Annotated in this window: 20 protein-coding genes; 6 read left to right on the forward strand and 14 right to left on the reverse strand. The window is 61.4% G+C overall.

Annotation, left to right across the window (positions count from 1 at the left end; translation table 11 throughout):
* Positions 1 to 33 precede the first annotated feature (33 nt).
* Positions 34 to 1,074: a zinc-binding dehydrogenase gene (locus I6E52_RS05125; protein WP_197155324.1), complete on the reverse strand. Its 1,041-nt coding sequence runs from the start codon at positions 1,072 to 1,074 to the stop codon at positions 34 to 36.
* A gap of 118 nt (positions 1,075 to 1,192) precedes the next feature.
* Complete coding sequence (locus I6E52_RS05130; RefSeq protein WP_197155325.1) at positions 1,193 to 2,233, reverse strand: alcohol dehydrogenase catalytic domain-containing protein; 1,041 nt, start codon at positions 2,231 to 2,233, stop codon at positions 1,193 to 1,195.
* Between the two features lie 102 nt (positions 2,234 to 2,335).
* Here I6E52_RS05130 and I6E52_RS05135 point away from each other — a divergent pair, with 102 nt between their 5' ends.
* Positions 2,336 to 2,935, forward strand: coding sequence for a YdeI family protein (locus I6E52_RS05135; protein WP_197155327.1), 600 nt, complete (start codon positions 2,336 to 2,338; stop codon positions 2,933 to 2,935).
* Positions 2,936 to 2,963: 28 nt separating this feature from the next.
* Here I6E52_RS05135 and I6E52_RS05140 read toward each other — a convergent pair whose 3' ends face one another.
* From I6E52_RS05140 to I6E52_RS05185, 10 genes are all read right to left on the reverse strand, one after another.
* Complete coding sequence (locus tag I6E52_RS05140) at positions 2,964 to 4,223, reverse strand: RNA polymerase sigma factor (protein ID WP_197155329.1); 1,260 nt, start codon at positions 4,221 to 4,223, stop codon at positions 2,964 to 2,966.
* A gap of 1 nt (position 4,224) precedes the next feature.
* Positions 4,225 to 4,563, reverse strand: coding sequence for a YciI family protein (locus I6E52_RS05145; RefSeq protein ID WP_231601770.1), 339 nt, complete (start codon positions 4,561 to 4,563; stop codon positions 4,225 to 4,227).
* Between the two features lie 19 nt (positions 4,564 to 4,582).
* Positions 4,583 to 5,005 (reverse strand): DUF1761 domain-containing protein, encoded by a 423-nt coding sequence (locus I6E52_RS05150; protein WP_197155332.1) that lies wholly within the window; start codon positions 5,003 to 5,005, stop codon positions 4,583 to 4,585.
* A gap of 98 nt (positions 5,006 to 5,103) precedes the next feature.
* Entirely contained in the window at positions 5,104 to 6,534 is a 1,431-nt protein-coding gene (locus tag I6E52_RS05155) for a sulfatase (protein WP_197155333.1), read from the reverse strand.
* Positions 6,535 to 6,564: 30 nt separating this feature from the next.
* Complete coding sequence (locus I6E52_RS05160) at positions 6,565 to 7,629, reverse strand: Gfo/Idh/MocA family oxidoreductase (protein ID WP_307842396.1); 1,065 nt, start codon at positions 7,627 to 7,629, stop codon at positions 6,565 to 6,567.
* Positions 7,626 to 8,645 carry an ABC transporter substrate-binding protein gene (locus I6E52_RS05165; protein ID WP_197123402.1) on the reverse strand — a complete coding sequence of 340 codons (1,020 nt, stop codon included), beginning with the start codon at positions 8,643 to 8,645 and terminating at the stop codon, positions 7,626 to 7,628. The genes I6E52_RS05160 and I6E52_RS05165 overlap by 4 nt, the downstream gene beginning before the upstream one ends.
* A 38-nt stretch (positions 8,646 to 8,683) precedes the next feature.
* A complete protein-coding gene (locus I6E52_RS05170) occupies positions 8,684 to 9,442 on the reverse strand; it encodes an ABC transporter ATP-binding protein (RefSeq protein ID WP_197155335.1) in 759 nt (252 codons plus the stop codon).
* Positions 9,442 to 10,266: an ABC transporter permease gene (locus I6E52_RS05175; RefSeq protein WP_231599653.1), complete on the reverse strand. Its 825-nt coding sequence runs from the start codon at positions 10,264 to 10,266 to the stop codon at positions 9,442 to 9,444. Before I6E52_RS05175 ends, I6E52_RS05170 begins: the two co-directional genes overlap by 1 nt.
* Before the next feature lie 59 nt (positions 10,267 to 10,325).
* On the reverse strand, positions 10,326 to 11,495 hold the full coding sequence (locus I6E52_RS05180) for an ROK family transcriptional regulator (RefSeq protein WP_197155336.1): 1,170 nt from the start codon (positions 11,493 to 11,495) through the stop codon (positions 10,326 to 10,328).
* Positions 11,496 to 11,681: 186 nt separating this feature from the next.
* Positions 11,682 to 12,329 (reverse strand): fasciclin domain-containing protein, encoded by a 648-nt coding sequence (locus I6E52_RS05185; RefSeq protein WP_197155337.1) that lies wholly within the window; start codon positions 12,327 to 12,329, stop codon positions 11,682 to 11,684.
* A gap of 206 nt (positions 12,330 to 12,535) precedes the next feature.
* Here I6E52_RS05185 and I6E52_RS05190 point away from each other — a divergent pair, with 206 nt between their 5' ends.
* Entirely contained in the window at positions 12,536 to 12,817 is a 282-nt protein-coding gene (locus tag I6E52_RS05190; RefSeq protein WP_197155338.1) for a hypothetical protein, read from the forward strand.
* A 99-nt stretch (positions 12,818 to 12,916) separates the two neighbouring features.
* On the forward strand, positions 12,917 to 14,728 hold the full coding sequence (locus tag I6E52_RS05195; RefSeq protein ID WP_197155340.1) for a cytochrome c biogenesis protein DipZ: 1,812 nt from the start codon (positions 12,917 to 12,919) through the stop codon (positions 14,726 to 14,728).
* Positions 14,729 to 14,802: 74 nt separating this feature from the next.
* Here I6E52_RS05195 and I6E52_RS05200 read toward each other — a convergent pair whose 3' ends face one another.
* Positions 14,803 to 15,780 carry a thioredoxin domain-containing protein gene (locus tag I6E52_RS05200; RefSeq protein WP_197155342.1) on the reverse strand — a complete coding sequence of 326 codons (978 nt, stop codon included), beginning with the start codon at positions 15,778 to 15,780 and terminating at the stop codon, positions 14,803 to 14,805.
* A 188-nt stretch (positions 15,781 to 15,968) separates the two neighbouring features.
* On the opposite strand from I6E52_RS05200, the gene I6E52_RS05205 reads away from it, so the two are divergent.
* Both I6E52_RS05205 and I6E52_RS05210 read left to right on the forward strand, forming a co-directional pair.
* Positions 15,969 to 17,069: an ABC transporter ATP-binding protein gene (locus tag I6E52_RS05205; protein ID WP_197123388.1), complete on the forward strand. Its 1,101-nt coding sequence runs from the start codon at positions 15,969 to 15,971 to the stop codon at positions 17,067 to 17,069.
* A gap of 82 nt (positions 17,070 to 17,151) precedes the next feature.
* The gene (locus I6E52_RS05210; RefSeq protein ID WP_197123386.1) at positions 17,152 to 18,462 is read left to right on the forward strand and encodes a DUF4032 domain-containing protein; all 1,311 of its coding nucleotides are present in this window, start codon (positions 17,152 to 17,154) and stop codon (positions 18,460 to 18,462) included.
* Between the two features lie 15 nt (positions 18,463 to 18,477).
* Here I6E52_RS05210 and I6E52_RS05215 read toward each other — a convergent pair whose 3' ends face one another.
* Positions 18,478 to 18,960: an Lrp/AsnC family transcriptional regulator gene (locus tag I6E52_RS05215; protein ID WP_197155344.1), complete on the reverse strand. Its 483-nt coding sequence runs from the start codon at positions 18,958 to 18,960 to the stop codon at positions 18,478 to 18,480.
* A gap of 99 nt (positions 18,961 to 19,059) precedes the next feature.
* Here I6E52_RS05215 and I6E52_RS05220 point away from each other — a divergent pair, with 99 nt between their 5' ends.
* A complete protein-coding gene (locus tag I6E52_RS05220) occupies positions 19,060 to 20,244 on the forward strand; it encodes a PLP-dependent aspartate aminotransferase family protein (protein ID WP_197155346.1) in 1,185 nt (394 codons plus the stop codon).
* Positions 20,245 to 20,305 lie beyond the last annotated feature (61 nt).

Here is a 20,305-nt window from a genome sequence, read left to right on the forward strand (position 1 = left end):
CGTGGTCCCGCCAGCGGGAAACCAGCTCGGGGCCTAGAAGGCGACCATCACCTTGAGGCTTTCGCGGGAATCCATGGCGGCGTATCCCAGCGCAACCTCGTCGATGCCCACGACGCGGTCGAAGACGCGCCCCGGAGCGATCGAGCCGTCGAGCACATCCTGGAGCGCAGATTCGATGTAGGCGCGCACGGGGGCAGGTCCACCCGTGAGCGTGATGTTGCGACTGAAGAGCGAGCCCCAGCCGATCGGAGCCTCGGAGTACTGGGGAACGCCTACCCGCGAAATGGTGCCGCCCACACGGACGGACCCCAAAGCTTGCTGGTACGCCGGGAAGTGGCCAACCGCCTCGATGACGACGTGACTACCCTCACCGCTGGTGAGTTCGCGCACCCGGGCGACTCCTTCTTCTCCGCGCTCGGCCACGATCTCGTCTGCCCCGAACTCGAGACCGAGGTCAGTGCGCGACTGATGCCGCCCCATGAGGATGACCCGCTCAGCACCAAGCTTCTTGGACGCCAGTACGGCCGACAGCCCGACCGCGCCGTCACCAATCACCGTCACCGTCTGTCCAGCGCCAACCCGCCCCATATGCGCGGCGTGGTAACCGGTGAGGTAGACATCGGACAGGGCGAGAAGCGATGGAATCAGTTCACTTTTCTCGTCAACGCCCGGCACTGCCACCAGACTGCCGTCGGCCTGCGGCACTCGCGCATACTCCGCTTGGAAGCCGCCGACCTCGGGTTTGTTATAGAAGCCGCCGTGGCGGCAGGAGGTGTGGAAACCTTCTTGGCAAAAGACGCAGGTGTTGTCTTGGTACGTAAACGTGGCGACGACAAGGTCGCCACGCTTCACCGAGGAGACCTCAGAGCCGATTTCCTCGACTACTCCGACCATTTCGTGGCCCATTGGAGCGCCAACCGGGCCCGGCTTACGCGTGTGATACGGGTGCAAGTCTGAGCCGCAGACACAGGCACGAACCACCCGCACTATGGCGTCTGTCGGAAGCTGGATCACCGGGTCCGCTACTGTCTCCACTCGGACGTCGCCCGCGCCGTAAAGAAATGTTGCCTTCATAGGTTTTCCTCGCAATATAAGTCTGCGGCTGAAGTCGTTCTCCACGTGGATCCGTGAACGCGCGACCAGATGACGAAACAACCCTACACGGCGTGATTTAGCCTTCGTGGCAGGGCGATTACGTCGGGTCGACCATCACCTTGAGAGCGGTGCGCTCATCCATCGCGGTGTAGCCATCGGGGGTCTGCTCGAGCTTCACGGTTTGGTCGAAAACGAGGCCGGGGTTCACCGTTCCGTCAAGCACCCCAGGCAGCAGTTGCTCGATGTAAGCGCGAGCGGGGGCCACACCGCCGACCAGGCCGACGTTCTTGCCAAATAGACTGCCGCGGCCGACCGGGGCATTCTCGTACTGGGGAACGCCAACACGGCTGATCACTCCGCCGGCACGAACGACGCCGAGGGCCTGCTCGTAAGCGGGCATGAAGCCGACAGCTTCGAGAACCGCGTGGCTTCCCGTGCCGCCGGTAAGTTCGCGCACCATGGCGATGCCTTCTTCGCCTCGCTCGGCTACGACATCCGTGGCTCCAAAGTGCACACCGAGGTCAGTACGCGCCTTGTGACGGCCCATGAGAATGATGCGCTCGGCACCCATCTGCTTGGCGGAGAGCACGGCGAGGAGGCCGACAGCGCCGTCACCGATCACCGTAACGGTCTGGCCGGGTGCGACGCGCGCCTTGTAGGCGGCATGCCAGCCGGTGGCGTAGACGTCAGAGAGAGATAAGAGCCCGGCATACTGCGACTCGTCCACAGTGCCGGGAACCTTCACGAGGGTTCCATCGGCGTACGGCACGCGCACGGCTTCAGCTTGGCCACCTGTGATTCCACCGTTGCCCCAGTAACCACCGTGGATGCACGAGGTCTGAAGTCCTTCGAGGCAGAACTCGCAGGTTCCATCGGAGTACGCGAACGGGGCAATCACAAAGTCGCCGACTTTGAGCGTGGCAACGTCGTTGCCGCGCTCCTCAACAACGCCGATGAATTCGTGGCCGATAGGGCGAGCATCCGCATCCGCTGGCATCGAATGGAAGGGGTGCAGATCGCTGCCGCAGACGCACGCGCGGGTGATGCGAACGACCGCGTCAGTGCTCTCGATGAGCTGAGGGTCAGGGGCAGTGATGACGCGGACATCGCCGGCGCCGTAAATGTAAGTAGCTCGCATGGGTCTATTCAACGCCCGCTTCGTGCCCAGCAACGAATCAGCGTTTGTTCAGGCGGCCGGGGCTACCGGCCGAACGTCGGTGGCCTTGACTAACATCAGGTCATGGCCAGCTTCGCCGACAAACCCATCCTCGACGTCACCATCGCCGAGTGGACGGCCTTCCTCGAGAACGAGCCCTCGCCCAACGGCGTGCGCCTCAAGCTCCGAAAAAAGCTGTCGAAGGCACCGGGCATCACTTGGAGCGAAGCGCTCGACATTGCCCTGTGCTTCGGATGGATCGACGGCCAGATGGCACGCCTCGACGACGACTACACGCTGCAGGCCTTCACTCCGCGCCGCAAGAACAGCCCCTGGTCACAAGTAAATCGCGACCATGTCGCCCGGCTCATCGAGGAGGGCCAGATGCGCCCCGGCGGTCTCGCCGAAGTTGAGCGCGCCAAAGCCGACGGCCGCTGGGATGCCGCCTACAGCCAGAAGAACATGACCACTCCCCCAGATTTGCAGGCCGCTCTCGACGCCAACCCTGCCTCTGCGGAGTTCCACGCCGGCCTCACCAAGAGCGTGCGCTTTCAGATCTATGCGCGCCTCACCGGCATCAAGACTCCGGCGGTGCGCGCAGCCCGCATCCGGGATGTCGTGGAGAAGGGCGCGATCGGCGAGCACCACTACGCGCAGCCGACGCCTCCGGCGAAACGGCCGTAGCTGCGAGATGCGCGGGACTCCGCCGGCATTACTCGGGCAGCTGCGCGATACGCCGATCGAGATGCTGCTGCTCGGCGGCGTTCGTGGCCAGTTCGCGCGCCCGGGCGAACGCCGGAGCCGCGGCATCCGCGTCGCCGGCGCGCAGCAGCAGCTCGGCTTTAGTTGACCAGTACAAGTGGTAGTCATCGAGGCCTTCGACCTCGTTGAAAATCCGCAACCCAGCATCCGGCCCATCCGCCATTGAGACCGCGACCGCCCGATTGAGGGCAACGACCGGAGAGCCGCCCGTCATCGCCAACAGCACCGCATAGGCGGATGCGATAGCCGGCCAGTCGGTCTCGGCGGCCGTGCGCGCGGTGGCATGGTGGCGCGCAATAACGGCTTGGGTCTGGAAGGGCCCAGGCTGCAGCCGACCGAGGGCACTGTGCAGGAGCCCGTTGGCTTGCTCGATGAGCTCGCCGTCCCAGCGGGTGCGATCCTGGTGCTCGAGAAGAACTAGTTTGTCGCCACGAAAGCGGGTGTCGTGGCGGGCGCGAGCGTACAGCTCGAGCGCCAGCAGACCTTCGACTTCGGGGTTGCCCGGCAGCAGTTCGCGGGCGGTGATCGTGAGGCGAATCGCTTCTTCCACGAGGTCGACGCGACCACCGGTGGCGCTCCCCCGTGAGAGATAGCCCTCGTTGAAAATGAGGTAGAGAACTGTGAGCAGGGCATCCACTCGCAGTGTGAGGTCCTCCGGAATGCTGAGCGGGATACCCGCGTCACGAATCTTGCGCTTGGCCCGCACGATCCGCTGCGCAAGGGTCTGCTCGGGCAGCAAGAAAGCAGCCGCGATTTCGGTGGTCGTGAGGCCACCGACGAGCCGAAGAGTCAAGGCCACTTGGGTGTCTCGCCCCAGCGCTGGGTGACAACAGAGCAGAAGCAACCGCACGTGTTCATCGCCCGAATAGTGGGCATCGTCAATCATGTCGGGCACCTCCTCGTCGTTGCTACTGGGACCACGAGCACCGTTGTTGCGCTCGGCGGCCGCCACAAGATCCGGTGCCGCTCGCGCCAACCGGCGAGCGGCCGTAGCTTCACGCCGCACCCGGTCAACCGCACGATTGCGGGCGACCGTATAGAGCCACGCAGCCGGGTTGTCTGGAACGCTGCCCCAGTTCAGGGCTTCAACGAGCGCATCCTGCACCGCATCATCGGCGACATCGAGGCCAAAGCGGTGCGTGAGGAGCGCGAGCACATGCCCACTCTCCTCACGCGCCAGGCGGGTGACCGCCTCTGAGTTATCAGGCACGCTACGAGGGCACCACCGGGCGAACCTCGAGCGAGCCAGCCGGAATCGGAACCTCGGCAGCAAGCGCAAGCGCCTCATCCAAATCTTTGGCTTCCACAATGTAGTAGCCGCCAAAGTGTTCTTTGGTTTCAGCGAAAGGACCGTCGATGATCGTGTCGCCGGCACCGTAAGCGCGACGAATCGTGGTCGCCGTCTCGACGCCCAGCAACTGATCTGCGGCGACATAGTGGCCACCATCGATCAGTTTTTGGTTGTAGGCCATCCACGGCGCCATCATCTCGTCGAAGGCGTCCGTGCCCGGTTCTGGGCCATCAAAAGGTTCAGAATGAATCAGGATCATGTACTGCATGTTTTTCTCCCTAACCGAATTGTGAAGTGTGGCCAAAAAGGCCAATAACAACGGACATGACGACGAGAACGGCAAGCTGATGACCCATATCGATCGCAAACAGCGTCGGGGACTTCTTCTCAAAAAGATACTCGACAGCGTTCCGCGACGCGGTAAAACTGAGCCAGCCAATGGATGCCACAGCCAGCGTGACCGCCAGAAACGAGCCACCAAGCTGGTCGTGCGCGATCGCGGCGGCAAGCGCCAGCACTGTTGCCGTTATGGCCGTGGCCACAAGCGCCAACAGATACGCCCACCCGGGAGTCTTCGCACTCAGATCTATCCCGGCTCGCGCCGCCCACGGCTTGCCGAGCAGCGCCGGTGAGAACCAGGCCCACCCGACGAGCATTCCTGCGACGGTGGCGAGAGCGATCGCCAGCACATTCAGCATCATCTTGTCCTTTCGGGGCCGGAATTTCCTGCCCTTCATTGACATGACGCAGCGCACGTGCCGAATCGACACGTGCGCTGAAAAAACTTTTGAAAAGTTCTTTAGATGCCGACTGGCTTCGGCTGGCTGGGGTGCGGCTCGTCTTTGAACGAGGCCTGCGCCTTCCACATTTTAACCTTCATATCTGCTTCGACCTCGGCGTATTCGGGCGTTCCGTAGACGTTGTTGAGTTCGTCGGGGTCTGTTTCGAGGTCGTACATTTCCCACTCGGAGGGGTAGGAGAATGGCCCGGTTCCGGGCACACCCAATCCGTCGTTGTAGAAGAAGATCAGCTTGAAGCGGTCGGTGCGGTAGCCGTAGTGGGCGGGCGCGCGATGGAAGACATCGTCGTTCTCCCAGTAGCGGTAGTACATGCCCTCGGCGGGTTCGACATCCGGAGTTTCAATGAGGTCGGGCCAGAGGCTGCGGCCTTGCATCCGCGGGTGGTGCTCCACGCCGGCCGCGTCGAGGATGGTCTGCGCAAGGTCAACGTTGGTGACGATGCCCTCGTACGACTTGCCCGCCGCTAGCTGCGCTGGATAGCTAAGCACGAACGGCATCCGCAGCGACTCTTCGTACATGAAGCGCTTGTCAAACCAACCATGGTCGCCCAAGAAGAAGCCTTGATCCGAGCTGTACATGAGGAGGGTGTCGTCGAAGTCGCCGCGCTCTTTGAGCCAGTCGGTCACCCGGCCAACGTTGTCGTCGACCGAGGCGACGCACGCAAGGTAGTCCTCCATGAAGCGCTGGTACTTCCACAGGGCGAGCTCGTCGTAGCTGAGCCCCTCGGGTGGTGTCTGCTTGAGGTCGGCTTCGCTGAGGTTTTCGGCGATGCGCATCGCGGCCCGACGCGCGGACGACGTGCGCGTCTCGTAGTCATCAGTGAACGTCGCCGGTACCGGGATGGGGTCGGAGTACATTCCGGCGTGCTTCTCGTCGGGCTCCCATGGGCGGTGCGGTGCCTTGTGGTAAATCAGCACGCACCACGGGTCGTCACCCTCGAGCTCGTCAACCCACTTGAGCGAGAGGTCGGTGATCACGTCGGTGGCGTAGCCGGGAACGGTGCGCAGCCCATCCGGGTTCAAGAATTTCGGGTCGAAGTATTCGCCCTGCTCGATGAGCACATCCCAGTAGTCGAAGTTCTGGGGGTCAGCTTCTCCACCATCACCCATATGCCACTTGCCGACTATGGCTGTGCGGTAGCCCGCGTCTTTCAGCTGAGAGACGAAGGTCGGCTGGCTCGCATCGATCGGAGTCACGAGCGTGCTGACACCGTTGATGTGACTATATGTCCCCGTAAGAATGGATGCCCGGCTCGGCGAACACAGCGAGTTGGTTGCGAAACAGTTGTCGAGCTTCCATCCCAACTGCGCGATCTCGTCGATGCGGGGTGTCTGGTTCACGACCGACCCATACGCACCAATGGCGTGCGAAGCGTGATCATCGGTGAGGATCATCACGATGTTGGGGCGGCGCGTGGCTTTCTCAGTCATTAGTGTTCTTTCGTCGTTCAGCGTGCTGCGTTAGACCGCGGACATGTCGATCGGAACCCAAGTTCCGACCTCCATGGAGCGATAGGCGGCATCAATGATTGCGTTGTCGATGTAGCCATCGACAAAGGTTTGGCGCGGCTCGACGCCGGTGCGATAGCACTCCACAAAGTGGGTGAGTTCTGCGTGGTAGCCGTACACCCAGGGCTCATCGGGCACGGGAGTGATCCAGCCGGTTGCTGCTCCCGCTTTTTCGACGACATAGTCAGCGGGGTTTCCCGCGAACGCACGGATGCCCGTCTGACCGGTTTCGTCGGTGCCAATCCAGCCTGCGGTGCCGTGAATCTCGTTGCGCACATCCAGTCCGGCGATGTGGCCCCAGCTCACTTCGACCTGAGCCATACGGTCATCCTCGAAACGGATGAGCGCCACAGCGGTGTCTTCCGTCTCGACGTCGTCGCGCGAGAGTCGTGCACCCCACGCAAAGACTTCCTTGGGAGCGGTGTCGTAGCCGATGAACCAGCGCCCGATGGCTACACAGTGGCAGCCGAGAGCGCGCAGTGGTCCGCCGCCCGATCGCGAAACATCGCGAGCGTGCTTGTGCGGATGTCCGTGAGATTCCCGCGCTCGAACCGAGGTCACTCGGCCAACGGCGCCAGCATCCACGAGTTCTTTCGCTTTCACGAGGCCCGGAGCGAACACTTCGGTTTCGGCGTAGGCGTGCCAGACGCCGGCTTCGCGAACGAGGCGCAGGCATTCGGCAGCTTCGGCGGAGTTGCGGCCGAGCGGCTTGGTGCAAATGATGCCCTTGCCTGCCGCCGCCGCAGCGGCAACTACCGCCACGTGTTGGTCTTGCGGGAGCGCGACGATGACGATGTCGACATCGTCGCGCTCCACGAGTTCAGCGACAGTGGAGACAACAACCGGAATGCCAAAGCGTTCCGCGAATGCTGCCCCCGACTCCGCCGAGCGCGCCGCAACAACTGTTACGTCATGCCCGCGGATGCTGCCGAGCGCTCGAAGGTAGAAGTCGGCTACGAAGCCGGCGCCCACGATCCCTATTCGGACCGGAGCACCGGTCCCTAGCCGACCAGTCACTTGAGGTTGTCTTTGGCTGCGGCGAAGAGGTCGACGTTGATGAAGTCCTCTGGTGCTGCAGCTTCATCTGCCGTCAGGCGACCGACGTCAAGGAACAGCTGCGTGAATGAACCGAAACGCTCGTAGGTTGATCCGTCGGCGTTGTCAGCCAGGATCTGGTCAGACGTCCACCATTCGAGGCCGTCTGCCTGGCTCTGAAGCTGTTCTGCGGGAGCACCCGAGAGCGCAGCCGAGAGAGCGACAGTGTCTTCGGTGTCGGAGATGCGGTAGTCGTTCGCTTCGATGAATACCTCGAGGAAGCGGGTAAGCGCTTCGCTCTTGTCGGCAATCGCGTCGTTCGAGGCAACCCAGGCTCCGAGGAACTCGGTTTCGGGGAAGTCGACGTTGTTAGCAATGACCTGAGCGTCAGGAACCGACTCGAAGATCTGGTCGCTCAGCGGCGAGAAGATTGCTGCGACATCGATCTGGCCAGCAACGAATGCCGAAACGACGCTCGGCGGGTCCAGCGGGATGCGCTCGATGTCAGCTTCAGTGAGGCCAGCTTCTTCGAGGGCGAGCGCGAGAATCATTTCGCCCGATCCGCCATCCGGAACACCAATCTTGAGTCCTTTGAGGTCAGCCATCTCGGTTGCACCCGACTCGGGCGAAGCGATGAGGAAGTCACCAAAGGTGCTCTCGTTGGGCGTGATAACGGTGCCCTGGCCTGAGGCGGGCATCCACATGGCGCCGCCACCGATGTAACCAACGTCGAGCGATCCACTGGCCATGGCCTGAATCTGGGTCGGACCGTTGGTGAAGGGAACGAGGTTGACGTCGAGTCCAGCCTTGGTCCAGAGGTCTTGGTCATTGGCGACGGCAATAATCCCGACACCGTTGATGCTGGTGTCGATGTAGCCGACGTTGATGGCGACGAGTTCTTCGCCACTCTCGTTGCTACCGGCATCTGTCGTGCAACCGGTCAATGCGAGAGCAAATGTTGCGGCGACTGCTGCCGCGCCGAGCATTTTCTTCTTCATGGGGCGTCCTTGCCTGTGATTGGAGATGATTGGTGGAGTCATTCGTGGTGGTGCACTCCGCGCCACACTCTGGCGCGGATCTCGGCAAACTCGGGAGAGAGCCGAATCTCCTCCCCGCGTGGATACGCGAGGGGAACGTCGATAATTTCGCTGATGCGACCGGGGCGGGGGCTCATGACAACGACGCGGCTGGCGAGGTACACGGCCTCGTCAACGTCGTGGGTGATGAACACGACGGTGCGCTTTTCTTTTTCCCAGGTCTCGAGCAGGTCGTCTTGCATCTGCACCCGGGTGAGGGCGTCGAGGGCACCAAATGGCTCATCCATGAGCAGTACTGATGGATGCACGGCGTAGGCCCGTGCGATTGCCGCACGCTGCTTCATGCCGCCCGAAAGCTCCTTGGGCAGCGCGTTGGCGAAGTCTTGGAGACCGACGAGGCTCAAGTAGTGCATGGCGCGTTCGGCCCGCTCCTTCTTGGGTACCTTCTGCAGGCGAAGCCCGAACTCAACGTTTTCCTGAGCAGTAAGCCACGGGAACAGTGCGTACTGCTGGAAGATCACGCCGCGGTCGGGGCCGGGGCCCTTGACGGGTTCGTCGTTCACGAGCACTTGACCAGAGGTCGGCATGAGCAAGCCGCCGACGAGGTTGAGCATCGTGGACTTGCCGCAGCCACTTGGCCCGACGAGAGTGATGAACTCACCCTGCTCAACATCCAGGCTGACATTGTCGAGGCTGACGGTGCGGCCACGCTCCGTGTTGTAGACCTTGGTGACGTTTTTGATGGAGATGAGAGGCATTAGCGAGTCTCCTGCCAGCGAGTAAGTCGCCGTTCGGCGAGAAGAAGCAAACGGTCCATGATGAAGCCGAGCGCACCGATCATGATGATTCCGACGACGATGCGGTCGGTTTGCAAGAATTGGGCGGCTTGCTGCATCATCCGTCCAAGACCCGTCGGGGCGGCAATCAGCTCCGAGGCCACGAGGGTCGCCCACGAGGCACCGAGCGCGACGCGCATTCCGACGAAAATGAACGGGGTGGATGCCGGAATCACAACGCGGGTGAAGATCGTGAAGTCTTTCGCGCCAAGCACTCTCGCCGCATTGATGAGGGTGATGTCCACGTTACGCACGCCCTGGAAGGTCGCGAGCACGCAGGAGAGGAAGGCCGCGAGGAAGATCACGAAGATCTTGGCGGTCTCACCGATTCCGAGGATCACGATGACCAGCGGGATGAGCGCGAGCGGCGGGATGGTGCGGAAGAACTGAATCCACGGCTCGAGCAATCCACGCGCGAGCCAGTACCAGCCCATGAGGAAGCCGGCGGGAATGGCGAGGGCCACTCCGAGCAGGAAGCCAGTCGTAACTCGGCTGAGGCTCGTCACGGTGTGGCCCCAGAGGGTTCCGTTGGCGATGAGTTCAGCAAAGCTGGCAACAACGTCAATCGGCGTCGGGATGAGCGCGTTGCGCGAGAGTACGGCGCTCAGCGTCCAGATTCCAATGCCCAGGAAGAACGTGATGACGTACAGCCCTTTGAGAGAACGCTCGCCCTTTTCGGTGTCCTCAGCGATAGCTGTCGGTGTTGCCATGGTCAGGGCCTCTGGTTCGGCCTTTCGATCTGTCATGTCACGTTCCTGTTCGACGTCATTGTCCGGTCCTCTTGGTTCGATGGAGAAGTTGTGGTTTAGATGTAGAAATAGCGTTCAAGCGCAGCGGTTCCGCCTCCGAGCACTCCCGCGTACATGCCGAGCGACGATGGCTCGATACGAACGAGAGGGCGGATGAGCGGAAACACTTGCTGGCGGGTCTGTTCGGTCAGGCGCTCGAAGAAAGCCTCGGGCACCTCGGCGAGCGCGCCCCCCAGCAGAATCACGTCGGGGTTGAGCAGGTTGACGATGGCCGATGTTGCGGTAGCCAACTGGGTGATGATCGAGTCGATGAATGCTCGCGCCGTCTCGTTCGTGTCCGCTGCGGCGTACAGCGCGGTGAGCGCTCCCCCGCCGTTGCTCGAGAGCCCGGCTTCGGCGAGCTGGCGCTGCAGGGCACCTTCGCTCACGATGGTTTCGAGGCATCCGTTTCCGCCGCAGACGCAGTCGATGCCGTTGTCGATAACGTGCAAGTGACCGAGTTCAATGGCCCCACGCACGCCGCCAGCGAAGGGCTGCCCCTCAACGACGAGGCCGGCGCCGAGGCCGGTGCGCAAGTAGATGAACGCAACGCTGCCGAGGTCTTTGGCGACACCGAAGCGGGCTTCGGCGAGCGCCATCGAGCGAACGTTGTGCTCGACGGTGACAGGAAGCCCGGTGAGCGGTTCGAGGATGTCGGCGACGGGAACATCGCGCCAGTCCAGGTTGATGGGGAGCAGGATGCTTCGGCCCGCGACATCCACGGGACCAGGAACGGCCACTCCAACGCCGATGACCATCGACTGGTCATATTCCGATGCCGCTATAAGTTCGTTGATCGCGGTCGCAGCCTCAACCATGACCTCGGTGGCGGGGGTCTCAATGTCGTAGCTGAGCGAGCTGGATGCCACAGTGCCGCCCAGCAGGTCGATAAGACCGAGCTGAACGAAGCCGACGCCCACTTGAACGCCGACGACGACGAACGCGTCGCGGACGATCGAAATCTCGGTGGCGGGCCGACCGAGCTTGGTCGGTGAGATCGAGTTGCCCTCGACGATCACGCCTTCGTCAACGAGCTGGCTGACGGCACGGGTGATGGTGGTGGGGCTGAGGTGAGCGCGGCGGGCGAGTTCAATTCGGGGCAACGGTCCGCTGTCGCGCAGCATGGTCAAGACCTGCGCACGTACAGAGGTCGCCTCATCGAATCGGCTTACGGCTTCATTGCTCACTTAGAGAAAATAACTCTGCCAAGGGAAGAAAGTCAAGCCTCGAGGTAACGAAAGCGCATCGCCCTCACGGCCCTAGAGCCCTGCGTCTACCCCGTAGCGGTGCGCCAGAAACCCTGCAACTACGGGCCTTAACGCACAAAACGGGGATCCGCGCCAGGCGCGGATCCCCGTGAAGTTTGCTACAAATTACGCACCGGGGGTGAGGACACCATCGATGAGGTAAACGGTTGCGTTAGCAGTGTGTACGCCACCACAGATGACGTTGGCGCCGTTGACGGTGATGTTGTCTCCGCTACCCGCAACGGTGATGGTCTCGCCGTTGACAGTGGTGAGCTCGCCAGCAATGTCATCCGGAAGGATCTGGCCGGGAACAACGTGGTACGTGAGGATGCTCGTGAGCAGGTCTGCGTTCTCGGTCTGCATGAGCGCCTCTACGGTCTCAGCAGGAAGTGCTGCGAAAGCGTCATCAACCGGAGCGAAGACGGTGAATTCTGAACCGTTGAGAGTGTCAACCAGGTCAACGTCAGCGTTGAGACCACCCGAAACGGCAGCGGTGAGCGTGGTGAGCAGCGGGTTGTTCGATGCGGCTACTGCCACAGGGTCCTGCGCCATTCCGACGATCGAGCCGCTTCCGTCCGGAACGGTCTCGGCGTAGGCGGCACAGCCGGCGCCGACGAGGTCTGTCGTGTAGTCCATCTCCATTGCCGACGAGCTCTCGTCGGGCGCAGGCGCTGCGGTGTCTTCCGTTGCGGCACTGGAACAACCGGCGAGACCGACCATTGCTACAGCAGCGAAGGTGAGGGCGGCGAAGGTGTTGCGCTTAATGGATCGCATGTGAATCTCCTTGGTGAAAGTTGGTGGCCCCCGAATGGACCCGGTTTGCCGACTCGCTGCCGGCTTACACAGGACTATTCGGGGCACCCCCGAAAAGGGTTTGGAAGATTCTCAAAAGTTTTTTTGAACCGCTTTCGCGCATAGGGAGGTAAGGATTGTTCGCACGTAAGCTCAGAACGACTCCAGCAATCCGAAAGCAGTGCGATATGGCCCGACGTTCCGCCAAGAAGAGTCGGCGTCGAGCAACGCCCGCATCCGTTCTGGTAACTCTCGGCGGAGTCCTCATGAGTTGGATGCTCGGGGCCGTCGCCGTGCGGCTCGGGCTCGACTGGTCAGATACCTTCTCCTACTCCCCCGCCTCGGAGTGGCGCTACCTCGGCGTTGCTGTCCTCGCGCTCGCTATTGCGATCGGCGGAAGCATTGCTACGTGGCGCTTCGCTCGCCGCTTTCGCCGGCATCCGCATGCCGATCCCGAGCAGCGCCCCTAGAGGCGACGCAACCTCAGACCAACCAATTCGGGCAACGGTTCCGAACTGAGTGCAGCCGTCCGGGCTCCCGGGCGTCACACAGTTCTGTGGAGGAACCTCATGCTCAGTCTCGCCCTTATCGGCTTCCTAGGAGGCATCATCACGGGTATATCCCCGTGTATCTTGCCGGTCCTTCCGGTCATCTTCTTATCCGGTGGCGCCATGAGTGCCCGCGGCGAAGGGGAAACCAAGAAGCGTCGCTTTGCCCGCCGAACGATGCCCCTGGCATCCGACGCTGCGGCCGTCAGCGCTACCGCGACGGCAACAGCCGAGAAGGATGCCGCCCCCAAGGTTTCACCCTGGCGCCCCTACTTCGTGATCGCCGGCCTCGTTGTCGCGTTCAGTGTTTTCACGCTCATCGGGTCGCTCATTCTGGCGCTGCTGAACCTCCCGCAGGACTTCCTGCGCTGGGCCGGCATTGTCGTTCTCGTTCTGATCGGCCTTGGCCTCATCATCCCCGCTTTCCAGCACATTCTGGAGAAGCCCTTCTCGTGGATTCCGCAGAAGAACGTCGGAACAGACAAGGGTGGCTTTGTGCTCGGCCTCGCTCTCGGTGCCGTCTACGTGCCCTGCGCCGGACCAGTTCTTGCAGCCATCACGGTCGCCGGCTCCACCGGACGCATCGGGCCCGAGACCATCGTGCTTACGATCACCTTCGCGGTGGGTGCAGCCCTCCCGCTGCTCATCTTCGCTCTCGCCGGCCGTCGTGTTGCCGAGCGCGTCAAGACGTTCCGCAAGCACCAGCAGAAGATTCGCGTCACCGGTGGCGTACTGATGATCGCTCTCGCGATTGGTCTCGTTTTCAACCTTCCTCAGGCACTTCAGCGCCTCGTTCCCGACTACACGAGCGCTTTGCAAGACCAGTTCAGCGACTCTGAGCAGATTGCAGAACAGCTCAACCTGGGTGGTCTCGTCAACGAACAGAACAAGGACCTCGACCAGTGCAGCAACGGTGGCACCGAGCTCGAAAGCTGCGGCATCGCTCCCGATATTCAGGGGATCCAAGAGTGGTTCAACACCGAGAACAACGAGGAAATCACTCTGGATGAGCTTCGCGGCGAAGTCGTTTTGATCGACTTCTGGGCATACTCCTGCATCAACTGCCAGCGTGCGGTTCCGCACATCAACAGCTGGTACGACGCCTACAAGGATCTCGGATTGAACGTCATCGGCGTCCACTCCCCCGAGTACGCGTTTGAGAAGGTTCCGGCCAACGTCAAGGCTGGCGCCGAGAACTACGCGATCGAATACCCGGTCGCTCTCGATAACAATCTCAGCACCTGGACCAACTACCGCAACCGTTTCTGGCCGGCGCACTACCTGATCGACGCTGAGGGCGTTGTTCGTCACATCAAGTTCGGTGAAGGTAGCTACCAGACCACCGAGAAGCTCATTCGTGAACTACTCGTGGATGCCAACCCTGACGTTCAGTTGCCGCCAGCAACCGAGGTCAGCGATGACACTCCCGAAGCGGGAACCACTACTCCCGAGACGTACCTCAGCCTCGGCAAGGTAGTGAACTATGGCGGTGACGAGAAGTACGCGTCGGGCACCAACACCTACAGCTACCCGTCAGATCTTGCCGACAACAGCTTCGCGCTTGAAGGCGACTGGGAGCTCACGTTCCAGAATGCGACTCCCCGCAACGGAGAGGGCAGCATCAAGCTGAACTACACCGCGAGTGAAGTTCGCATGGTTCTCGGTGGCGAAGGCACGATCACGGTGAAGCGCGATGGCAAGACTGAGACCATTAAGGTCTCGGGCACGCCGAACTCCTACTCGATCATTCCCAAGTCAGACACGATCGAGGCGGGCACACTGGAGGTGACTGTGAGCGAGGGCGTCGAGGCGTACTCGTACACATTCGGCTAACCCGAACTCCTCTGCACAACGAAACAGGCCCCCGATCCAACCGGATCGGGGGCCTGCTTCGTGCGCTGCGCTCGTTACGACTCGGGCGTCGCAGTAGGCGTCGGTGTTGAACTTTCGATGAAGTCATCACCAGCAGCTTGAGTAACGAAGGCCTGGAAGCTGACGAGGTCGTTTACTGCACCCTCGTACTTGATTCCGTTGACGAGAACGGTCGGGGTTCCCGTGACCGCTCCGACGTCAGAGTTGGGGATGGGGTCCGAAAGAGCACGCGCAGTGGAATTACTTACCCACGACTTGAAGGTCTCATCGTTGATGCACTCAGCGATGACATCCGTGTTTTCTACCCCGGCGATGTCCAAGAGCTCAATGAGGTCGACATCGCTGAGCCCTGAGGTGTTTTCCTCAGGCTGGATTCCATCCGAGAGAAGCAGCGCGTGGTACGCGTAGAAGTCGTTCGGCGAGGTGTCTGCAACACATGCAACGGCGTTGACCGCACGCGAGGAGTACCGCGAGCCGAGCGAGAGACGGTCGAGGATGGTGATGGGGTGCACTTCGAGAGTAGCGGCGCCGTTGTCGACGAGACTCTCAATATACGCACCGTTGGTCTGCTCAAAAGAACCACAAATGGGGCACAGGTAGTCAACATAGATCTGGATGTCTAGAACGCCTGATTCTTCATCGTGGACGCTCGGAATCGGATCAGCATCCGCTTCGAGAGCGGCCGTCGGCGTAGCGATGAAACCCTGGCTGATTTGAACACCGTCGCTAGCAAAGTTCTGCGGGCCTGGGCCTGCAGGCTGATTCGAGTTGACGAGCACCAGCGCGATTACCGCGACGATGGCGACGAGCGCGAGGCCAACGCTGCCTTGAAGAATCCACTTGGTGCGGCGATCTTTCTTCTTCTGTTCGTCACGCTGAATGCGAGCTTTTTCGCGCGCCGCTTCGCGACGCTCATTCTTGCTGAGTCGGCCATCGCCGGAGTTGCCGTTGCTCAATCGAACCTCATCTGCCGTGTAAATCGCTGTGGAGGGCGCCCAAAAATTACGACGCACCCGTCGATTTTAGGAGGAATCGCTGGGAATTGCCCAACCGAACCCTAAGTTGGCGACCATTTTGGGGTGGACCACTCTGTCATTCACCCCCCAAAAGAGTGCAATAATGACCCAACGCGGTTTCGACCGCTGTCCATCACTCGGATCGTCCGGCACGTACCTGCCGGTGAAGGAGAAATAAAAGAACAATGGCGTCTGTAACTTTTGACAATGCAACACGGCTCTACCCGGGATCAACGATCCCCGCTGTAGACAAGCTGAATCTTCACGTAGAAGACGGTGAATTCCTCGTACTTGTCGGCCCCTCGGGTTGCGGTAAGTCCACCAGCCTTCGCATGCTCGCCGGCCTTGAAGAGGTCAACGATGGCAGCATCCTCATTGGTGACCGCGACGTCACCGATGTTCCGCCGAAAGACCGCGACATCGCCATGGTCTTCCAGAACTACGCTCTCTACCCGCACATGACGGTTGCCGAGAACATGGGCTTCGCGCTCAAGATCGCCGGCGTCAACAAAGAGGAGCGTGCAGCTCGCGTACTCGAAGCAGCGAAGCTTCTTGACCTCGAGCCTTACTTGAGCCGCAAGCCCAAGGCACTCTCGGGTGGTCAGCGTCAGCGTGTTGCCATGGGTCGCGCTATCGTTCGCCAGCCCCAGGTCTTCCTCATGGATGAGCCACTGTCGAACTTGGACGCCAAGCTTCGCGTTCAGACTCGTACGCAGATCGCTAGCCTGCAGCGTCGCCTTGGAGTCACCACGGTTTACGTGACTCACGACCAGACCGAAGCGCTCACCATGGGTGACCGCATCGCTGTGCTCAAGGATGGCATCCTCCAGCAGGTTGGAACTCCTCGCGACCTCTACGAAGCACCGCAGAACATCTTCGTTGCTGGCTTCATCGGCAGCCCCGCTATGAACCTCTTCAGCGTTGACATCGTCGACGGTGGCTTGCAGTTCGGCGACGCTGTTGTTGCGGTTGACGCTGAGACGCTCGGCGAAACCGACGCTAAGACGGTCACCATCGGCATCCGTCCCGAAGACGTCATCGTTTCGACGTCGGGCAACGGCCTTCCCGTTGATGTTGACCTGGTTGAAGAACTCGGTGCTGACGGTTACCTCTACGGTCACGCAGAAATCAAGGGCGAGCGTGTTGACATCGTTGCTCGCGTTGATGGCCGCTCGCACCCGAACGCTGGCGAGAAGGTCTTCTTGACCCCTGAGCCTCACCACGTGCACGTGTTCGACACCGAGTCGGGCCTGCGCCTCACCAAGAAGCCTGTAGTCGCAAGCTAACTTCCGCTTTACGATCGAGCCCGTCGACGTCGAACCCAGTTCGGATGTTTGGCGGGCTCGTTCTATTTTCAAGGACACGTGAATGACTGGTTCTGTCAACATCACCGCCGCCACCGTCGATCCGGCCCTGCTGGATCTGCCGTGGGAGTTGCCGCTCGAGCTGTGGCCCGATGATTCCATCGCGATCCTGCCGAAGGGTATTTCGCGACACCTCGTGCGCTTTGCCAATCTCAGCGGTTACGTCGTGGCCATCAAGGAGACCTCAAGCGAGCTCGCTAAGCGTGAGTACGAGATGCTGCGCACCCTGCAGAAGCTCGACGTCCCCTGTGTCGACCCGCTCGCGATCATCACGAACCGCACGGCGGCCGATGGCGAAGAACTGAAGTCGGTTCTTGTGACCCGACACTTGCGCTTCTCCCTCCCCTACCGCGCTGTGTATTCCCAAAGCTTGCGCCCCGAAACAGCTCGGCGTCTCGTCGATGCTCTGGCGGTGCTGCTGGTTCGCCTGCACATTGTCGGCTTTTTCTGGGGCGATGTTTCGCTCTCCAACACTCTTTTTCGCCGTGACGCTGGCGCGTTCGCGGCCTACCTCGTGGATGCCGAAACCGGGCAGTTGTATGACCGGCTGTCGAATGGTCAACGCGAGAACGACCTCGAAATCGGTCGCGTCAACATTGCGGGCGAACTGCTCGACCTGCAGGCCGGCGGTCGACTCGAACAAGACATTGACCCCGTTGAGATCAGCAATGGCATCGTCGCGCAGTACCGCACGCTGTGGCAAGAGCTCACCGGCTCCGAGCGTTTCGACCAGTCCGAACGCTGGCGCATCAACCAGCGCGTTGAGCGCCTCAATGCTCTCGGCTTTGACATCGAAGAACTCGCCATCAAGACGGAAGATTCGGGCACCCGGGTGCGCATTCAGCCCAAGGTCGTGGATGCCGGACACCACTCACGTCGCCTGCTGCGGTTGACCGGTCTCGATGCTCAAGAAAACCAAGCTCGCCGCCTGCTCAACGACATGGATTCCTACCGCGCCGCGTTCGACAAGCAAGACATGGACGAAGAGATGCTTGCCCACGAGTGGGCCGCGCGCGTCTTCGAACCCGTGATTCGCGCAATCCCGAAAGAGATGCGCGGCAAGCTCGAACCTGCTGAGGCTTTCCACCAGCTGCTCGATCACCGTCGTCAGCTCGCGCAGGATTCCGGCCACGACATCCCGCTGGCAGAGGCGGTGGGCAGTTATGTCGAGAATGTGTTGCAGTTCCGTCGCGACGAAGCCACCATGATTAACCCGCCAACGGGCGCGTTCACGATGCCGATTACGATTCAGGGCGAATTGGCCGCCGCGGATGACGGTGGCGACGACGAAGAGGACTGGCGCCTCAAGGTCTAACCAGGCGTCGTTTCGCTACGACAAGAGTTGCTCAAGGCCCCGCCCGGTCACGTGTTCGAAGACCAGATTGGTTTCGGAATGCGCGACAGCCGGATGACTGGCCAAGTAGGTGAGCACAAAGTCTCTCAGTTCTGCCGCGCTGTGAGCCGCGACGTGAAGCAAGTAGTCGTCGCCGCCCCCGGTGTGGAAGAAGGCCAGCACGCCAGGCCAGTTCGGGGCAGCGCTGCGGAAAGCATCCACGTCTTCGCGCACGTGTTTGACGAGTTTGATGGAGATGAGGGCCTGCACGCTCATGCCGAGTTTGGCGACATCGATGTCAGCGTGGAAACCTCGAAGATAACCTTCGTCGTGCAGGCGACGAAGGCGCTGAGAGACAGTGGATTCGGCAACTCCGGCTGCGGCTGACAGAGCCGACCCCGACATCCGCGCATTGCTGGCTAGGCTCGCCAGAATGATTTGATCGATCGAATCGATTGGCAGACTATTGTTCTCTCGCACGGTGGCCTCCTGGGTCGCAGCTTATGCGAAAAACGTCATATTTCGTGAAGATTCTGCAGGAGAGTTGATTAGCGTCGAAGTTTCTGCTGTTATCAAGTCATGCTGCCTCACGACATCCATCTCGAAACCCTTGCTGTTCACGCGGGAATGGAGGGCGTGCAGGAATCTGGTCAGCACGTTCCCTCGATCGACCTCTCCACCACCAATCCGCTGCCGAGCGTCGAAGTGGGTGGCGACTCCTACGAGAACCTCGCCTCGGGAAACCCCATCATCGATGGCCACTCCGCCGTCTACCAACGGCTCTGGCAGCCAGGTGTCGCTCGATTCGAAGACAGCCTCGCCGCCCTCGAAGGAGCAGAAGCCGCCGTCGCGTATGCCAGCGGCATGGCAGCGCTCTCCGCAGTGCTGATTTCCATCGCTTCGGCCGGCCGCCCGCACGTCGTTGGCGTTCGCCCGCTTTACGGCGGAACCGACCACGTTCTCGACAACGGACTGCTCGGCACGACCGTGACCTGGGCGGATGCCGACTCGATCGTCAACGCCATTCAGCCCAACACGGGCCTCATCATCATCGAGTCCCCCGCGAACCCCACCCTCGAACTTGTTGACATCGCGAAGGTCGTTGAAGCGGCTGGCACGGTTCCCGTTCTCGTGGACAACACTTTCGCGACTCCCGTTCTCCAGCGCCCCATCGAATTTGGCGCCGCGATGGTGCTGCACAGTGCCACCAAGTACTTGGGCGGCCACGGAGATGTCATGGGCGGGGTTATCGCCACGAGCGAAGAGCACGCCAAGGCCCTGCGCAACGTCCGCGCTCTCACTGGAGGCGTTCTGCACCCCTTTGCGGCCTATCTGCTGCACCGTGGACTTCGCACACTTCCCCTGCGCGTACGCGCCCAGCAGGAGACCGCGGGCGAGCTTGCTCGTCGCCTCGACGGTCATCCCGCGCTCGCTCGCGTGCTTTACCCCGGCCTTCCCGGTCAGGACCCGGCTGGACTCATTGGAACTCAGTCGGCCGGCGCCGGTTCGCTCATCGCTCTCGACCTTGCCGGCGGCTATGACGCCGCGGCGAAGTTCACCGAGTCGGTAAAGCTCATCACCCATGCGGTCTCGCTCGGCGGCATCGACACCCTCGTGCAGCATCCGGCATCGCTCACGCACCGCCCGGTTGCTTCGGAAGCGAAGCCGGGAGCGGGAATTGTGCGTGTCTCGGTCGGGCTCGAGCACGTCGATGACCTCATGAACGACATCACGGCTGCGCTCGACGCGGTCAGCGCTAGCTAGCCGCACTTTCCTTAAACGCAGAGAGCCGCTGTCCCCTCGGGGACAGCGGCTCTCTGCGTTG

The organism is Salinibacterium sp. NG253 (assembly GCF_015864945.1).
In the GTDB taxonomy this organism is placed as follows: domain Bacteria; phylum Actinomycetota; class Actinomycetes; order Actinomycetales; family Microbacteriaceae; genus Rhodoglobus.

Excerpts from the sequence above, each read along its gene's own strand:
- I6E52_RS05125 (WP_197155324.1), bottom strand. The coding sequence starts at position 1,074 with ATGAAGGCAACATTTCTTTACGGCGCGGGCGACGTCCGAGTGGAGACA.
- I6E52_RS05130 (WP_197155325.1), bottom strand. The coding sequence starts at position 2,233 with ATGCGAGCTACTTACATTTACGGCGCCGGCGATGTCCGCGTCATCACT.
- I6E52_RS05135 (WP_197155327.1), top strand. The coding sequence starts at position 2,336 with ATGGCCAGCTTCGCCGACAAACCCATCCTCGACGTCACCATCGCCGAG.
- I6E52_RS05145 (WP_231601770.1), bottom strand. The coding sequence starts at position 4,563 with ATGATCCTGATTCATTCTGAACCTTTTGATGGCCCAGAACCGGGCACG.
- I6E52_RS05150 (WP_197155332.1), bottom strand. The coding sequence starts at position 5,005 with ATGATGCTGAATGTGCTGGCGATCGCTCTCGCCACCGTCGCAGGAATG.
- I6E52_RS05155 (WP_197155333.1), bottom strand. The coding sequence starts at position 6,534 with ATGACTGAGAAAGCCACGCGCCGCCCCAACATCGTGATGATCCTCACC.
- I6E52_RS05165 (WP_197123402.1), bottom strand. The coding sequence starts at position 8,645 with ATGAAGAAGAAAATGCTCGGCGCGGCAGCAGTCGCCGCAACATTTGCT.
- I6E52_RS05170 (WP_197155335.1), bottom strand. The coding sequence starts at position 9,442 with ATGCCTCTCATCTCCATCAAAAACGTCACCAAGGTCTACAACACGGAG.
- I6E52_RS05175 (WP_231599653.1), bottom strand. The coding sequence starts at position 10,266 with ATGACAGATCGAAAGGCCGAACCAGAGGCCCTGACCATGGCAACACCG.
- I6E52_RS05185 (WP_197155337.1), bottom strand. The coding sequence starts at position 12,329 with ATGCGATCCATTAAGCGCAACACCTTCGCCGCCCTCACCTTCGCTGCT.
- I6E52_RS05190 (WP_197155338.1), top strand. The coding sequence starts at position 12,536 with ATGGCCCGACGTTCCGCCAAGAAGAGTCGGCGTCGAGCAACGCCCGCA.
- I6E52_RS05195 (WP_197155340.1), top strand. The coding sequence starts at position 12,917 with ATGCTCAGTCTCGCCCTTATCGGCTTCCTAGGAGGCATCATCACGGGT.
- I6E52_RS05205 (WP_197123388.1), top strand. The coding sequence starts at position 15,969 with ATGGCGTCTGTAACTTTTGACAATGCAACACGGCTCTACCCGGGATCA.
- I6E52_RS05210 (WP_197123386.1), top strand. The coding sequence starts at position 17,152 with ATGACTGGTTCTGTCAACATCACCGCCGCCACCGTCGATCCGGCCCTG.
- I6E52_RS05220 (WP_197155346.1), top strand. The coding sequence starts at position 19,060 with ATGCTGCCTCACGACATCCATCTCGAAACCCTTGCTGTTCACGCGGGA.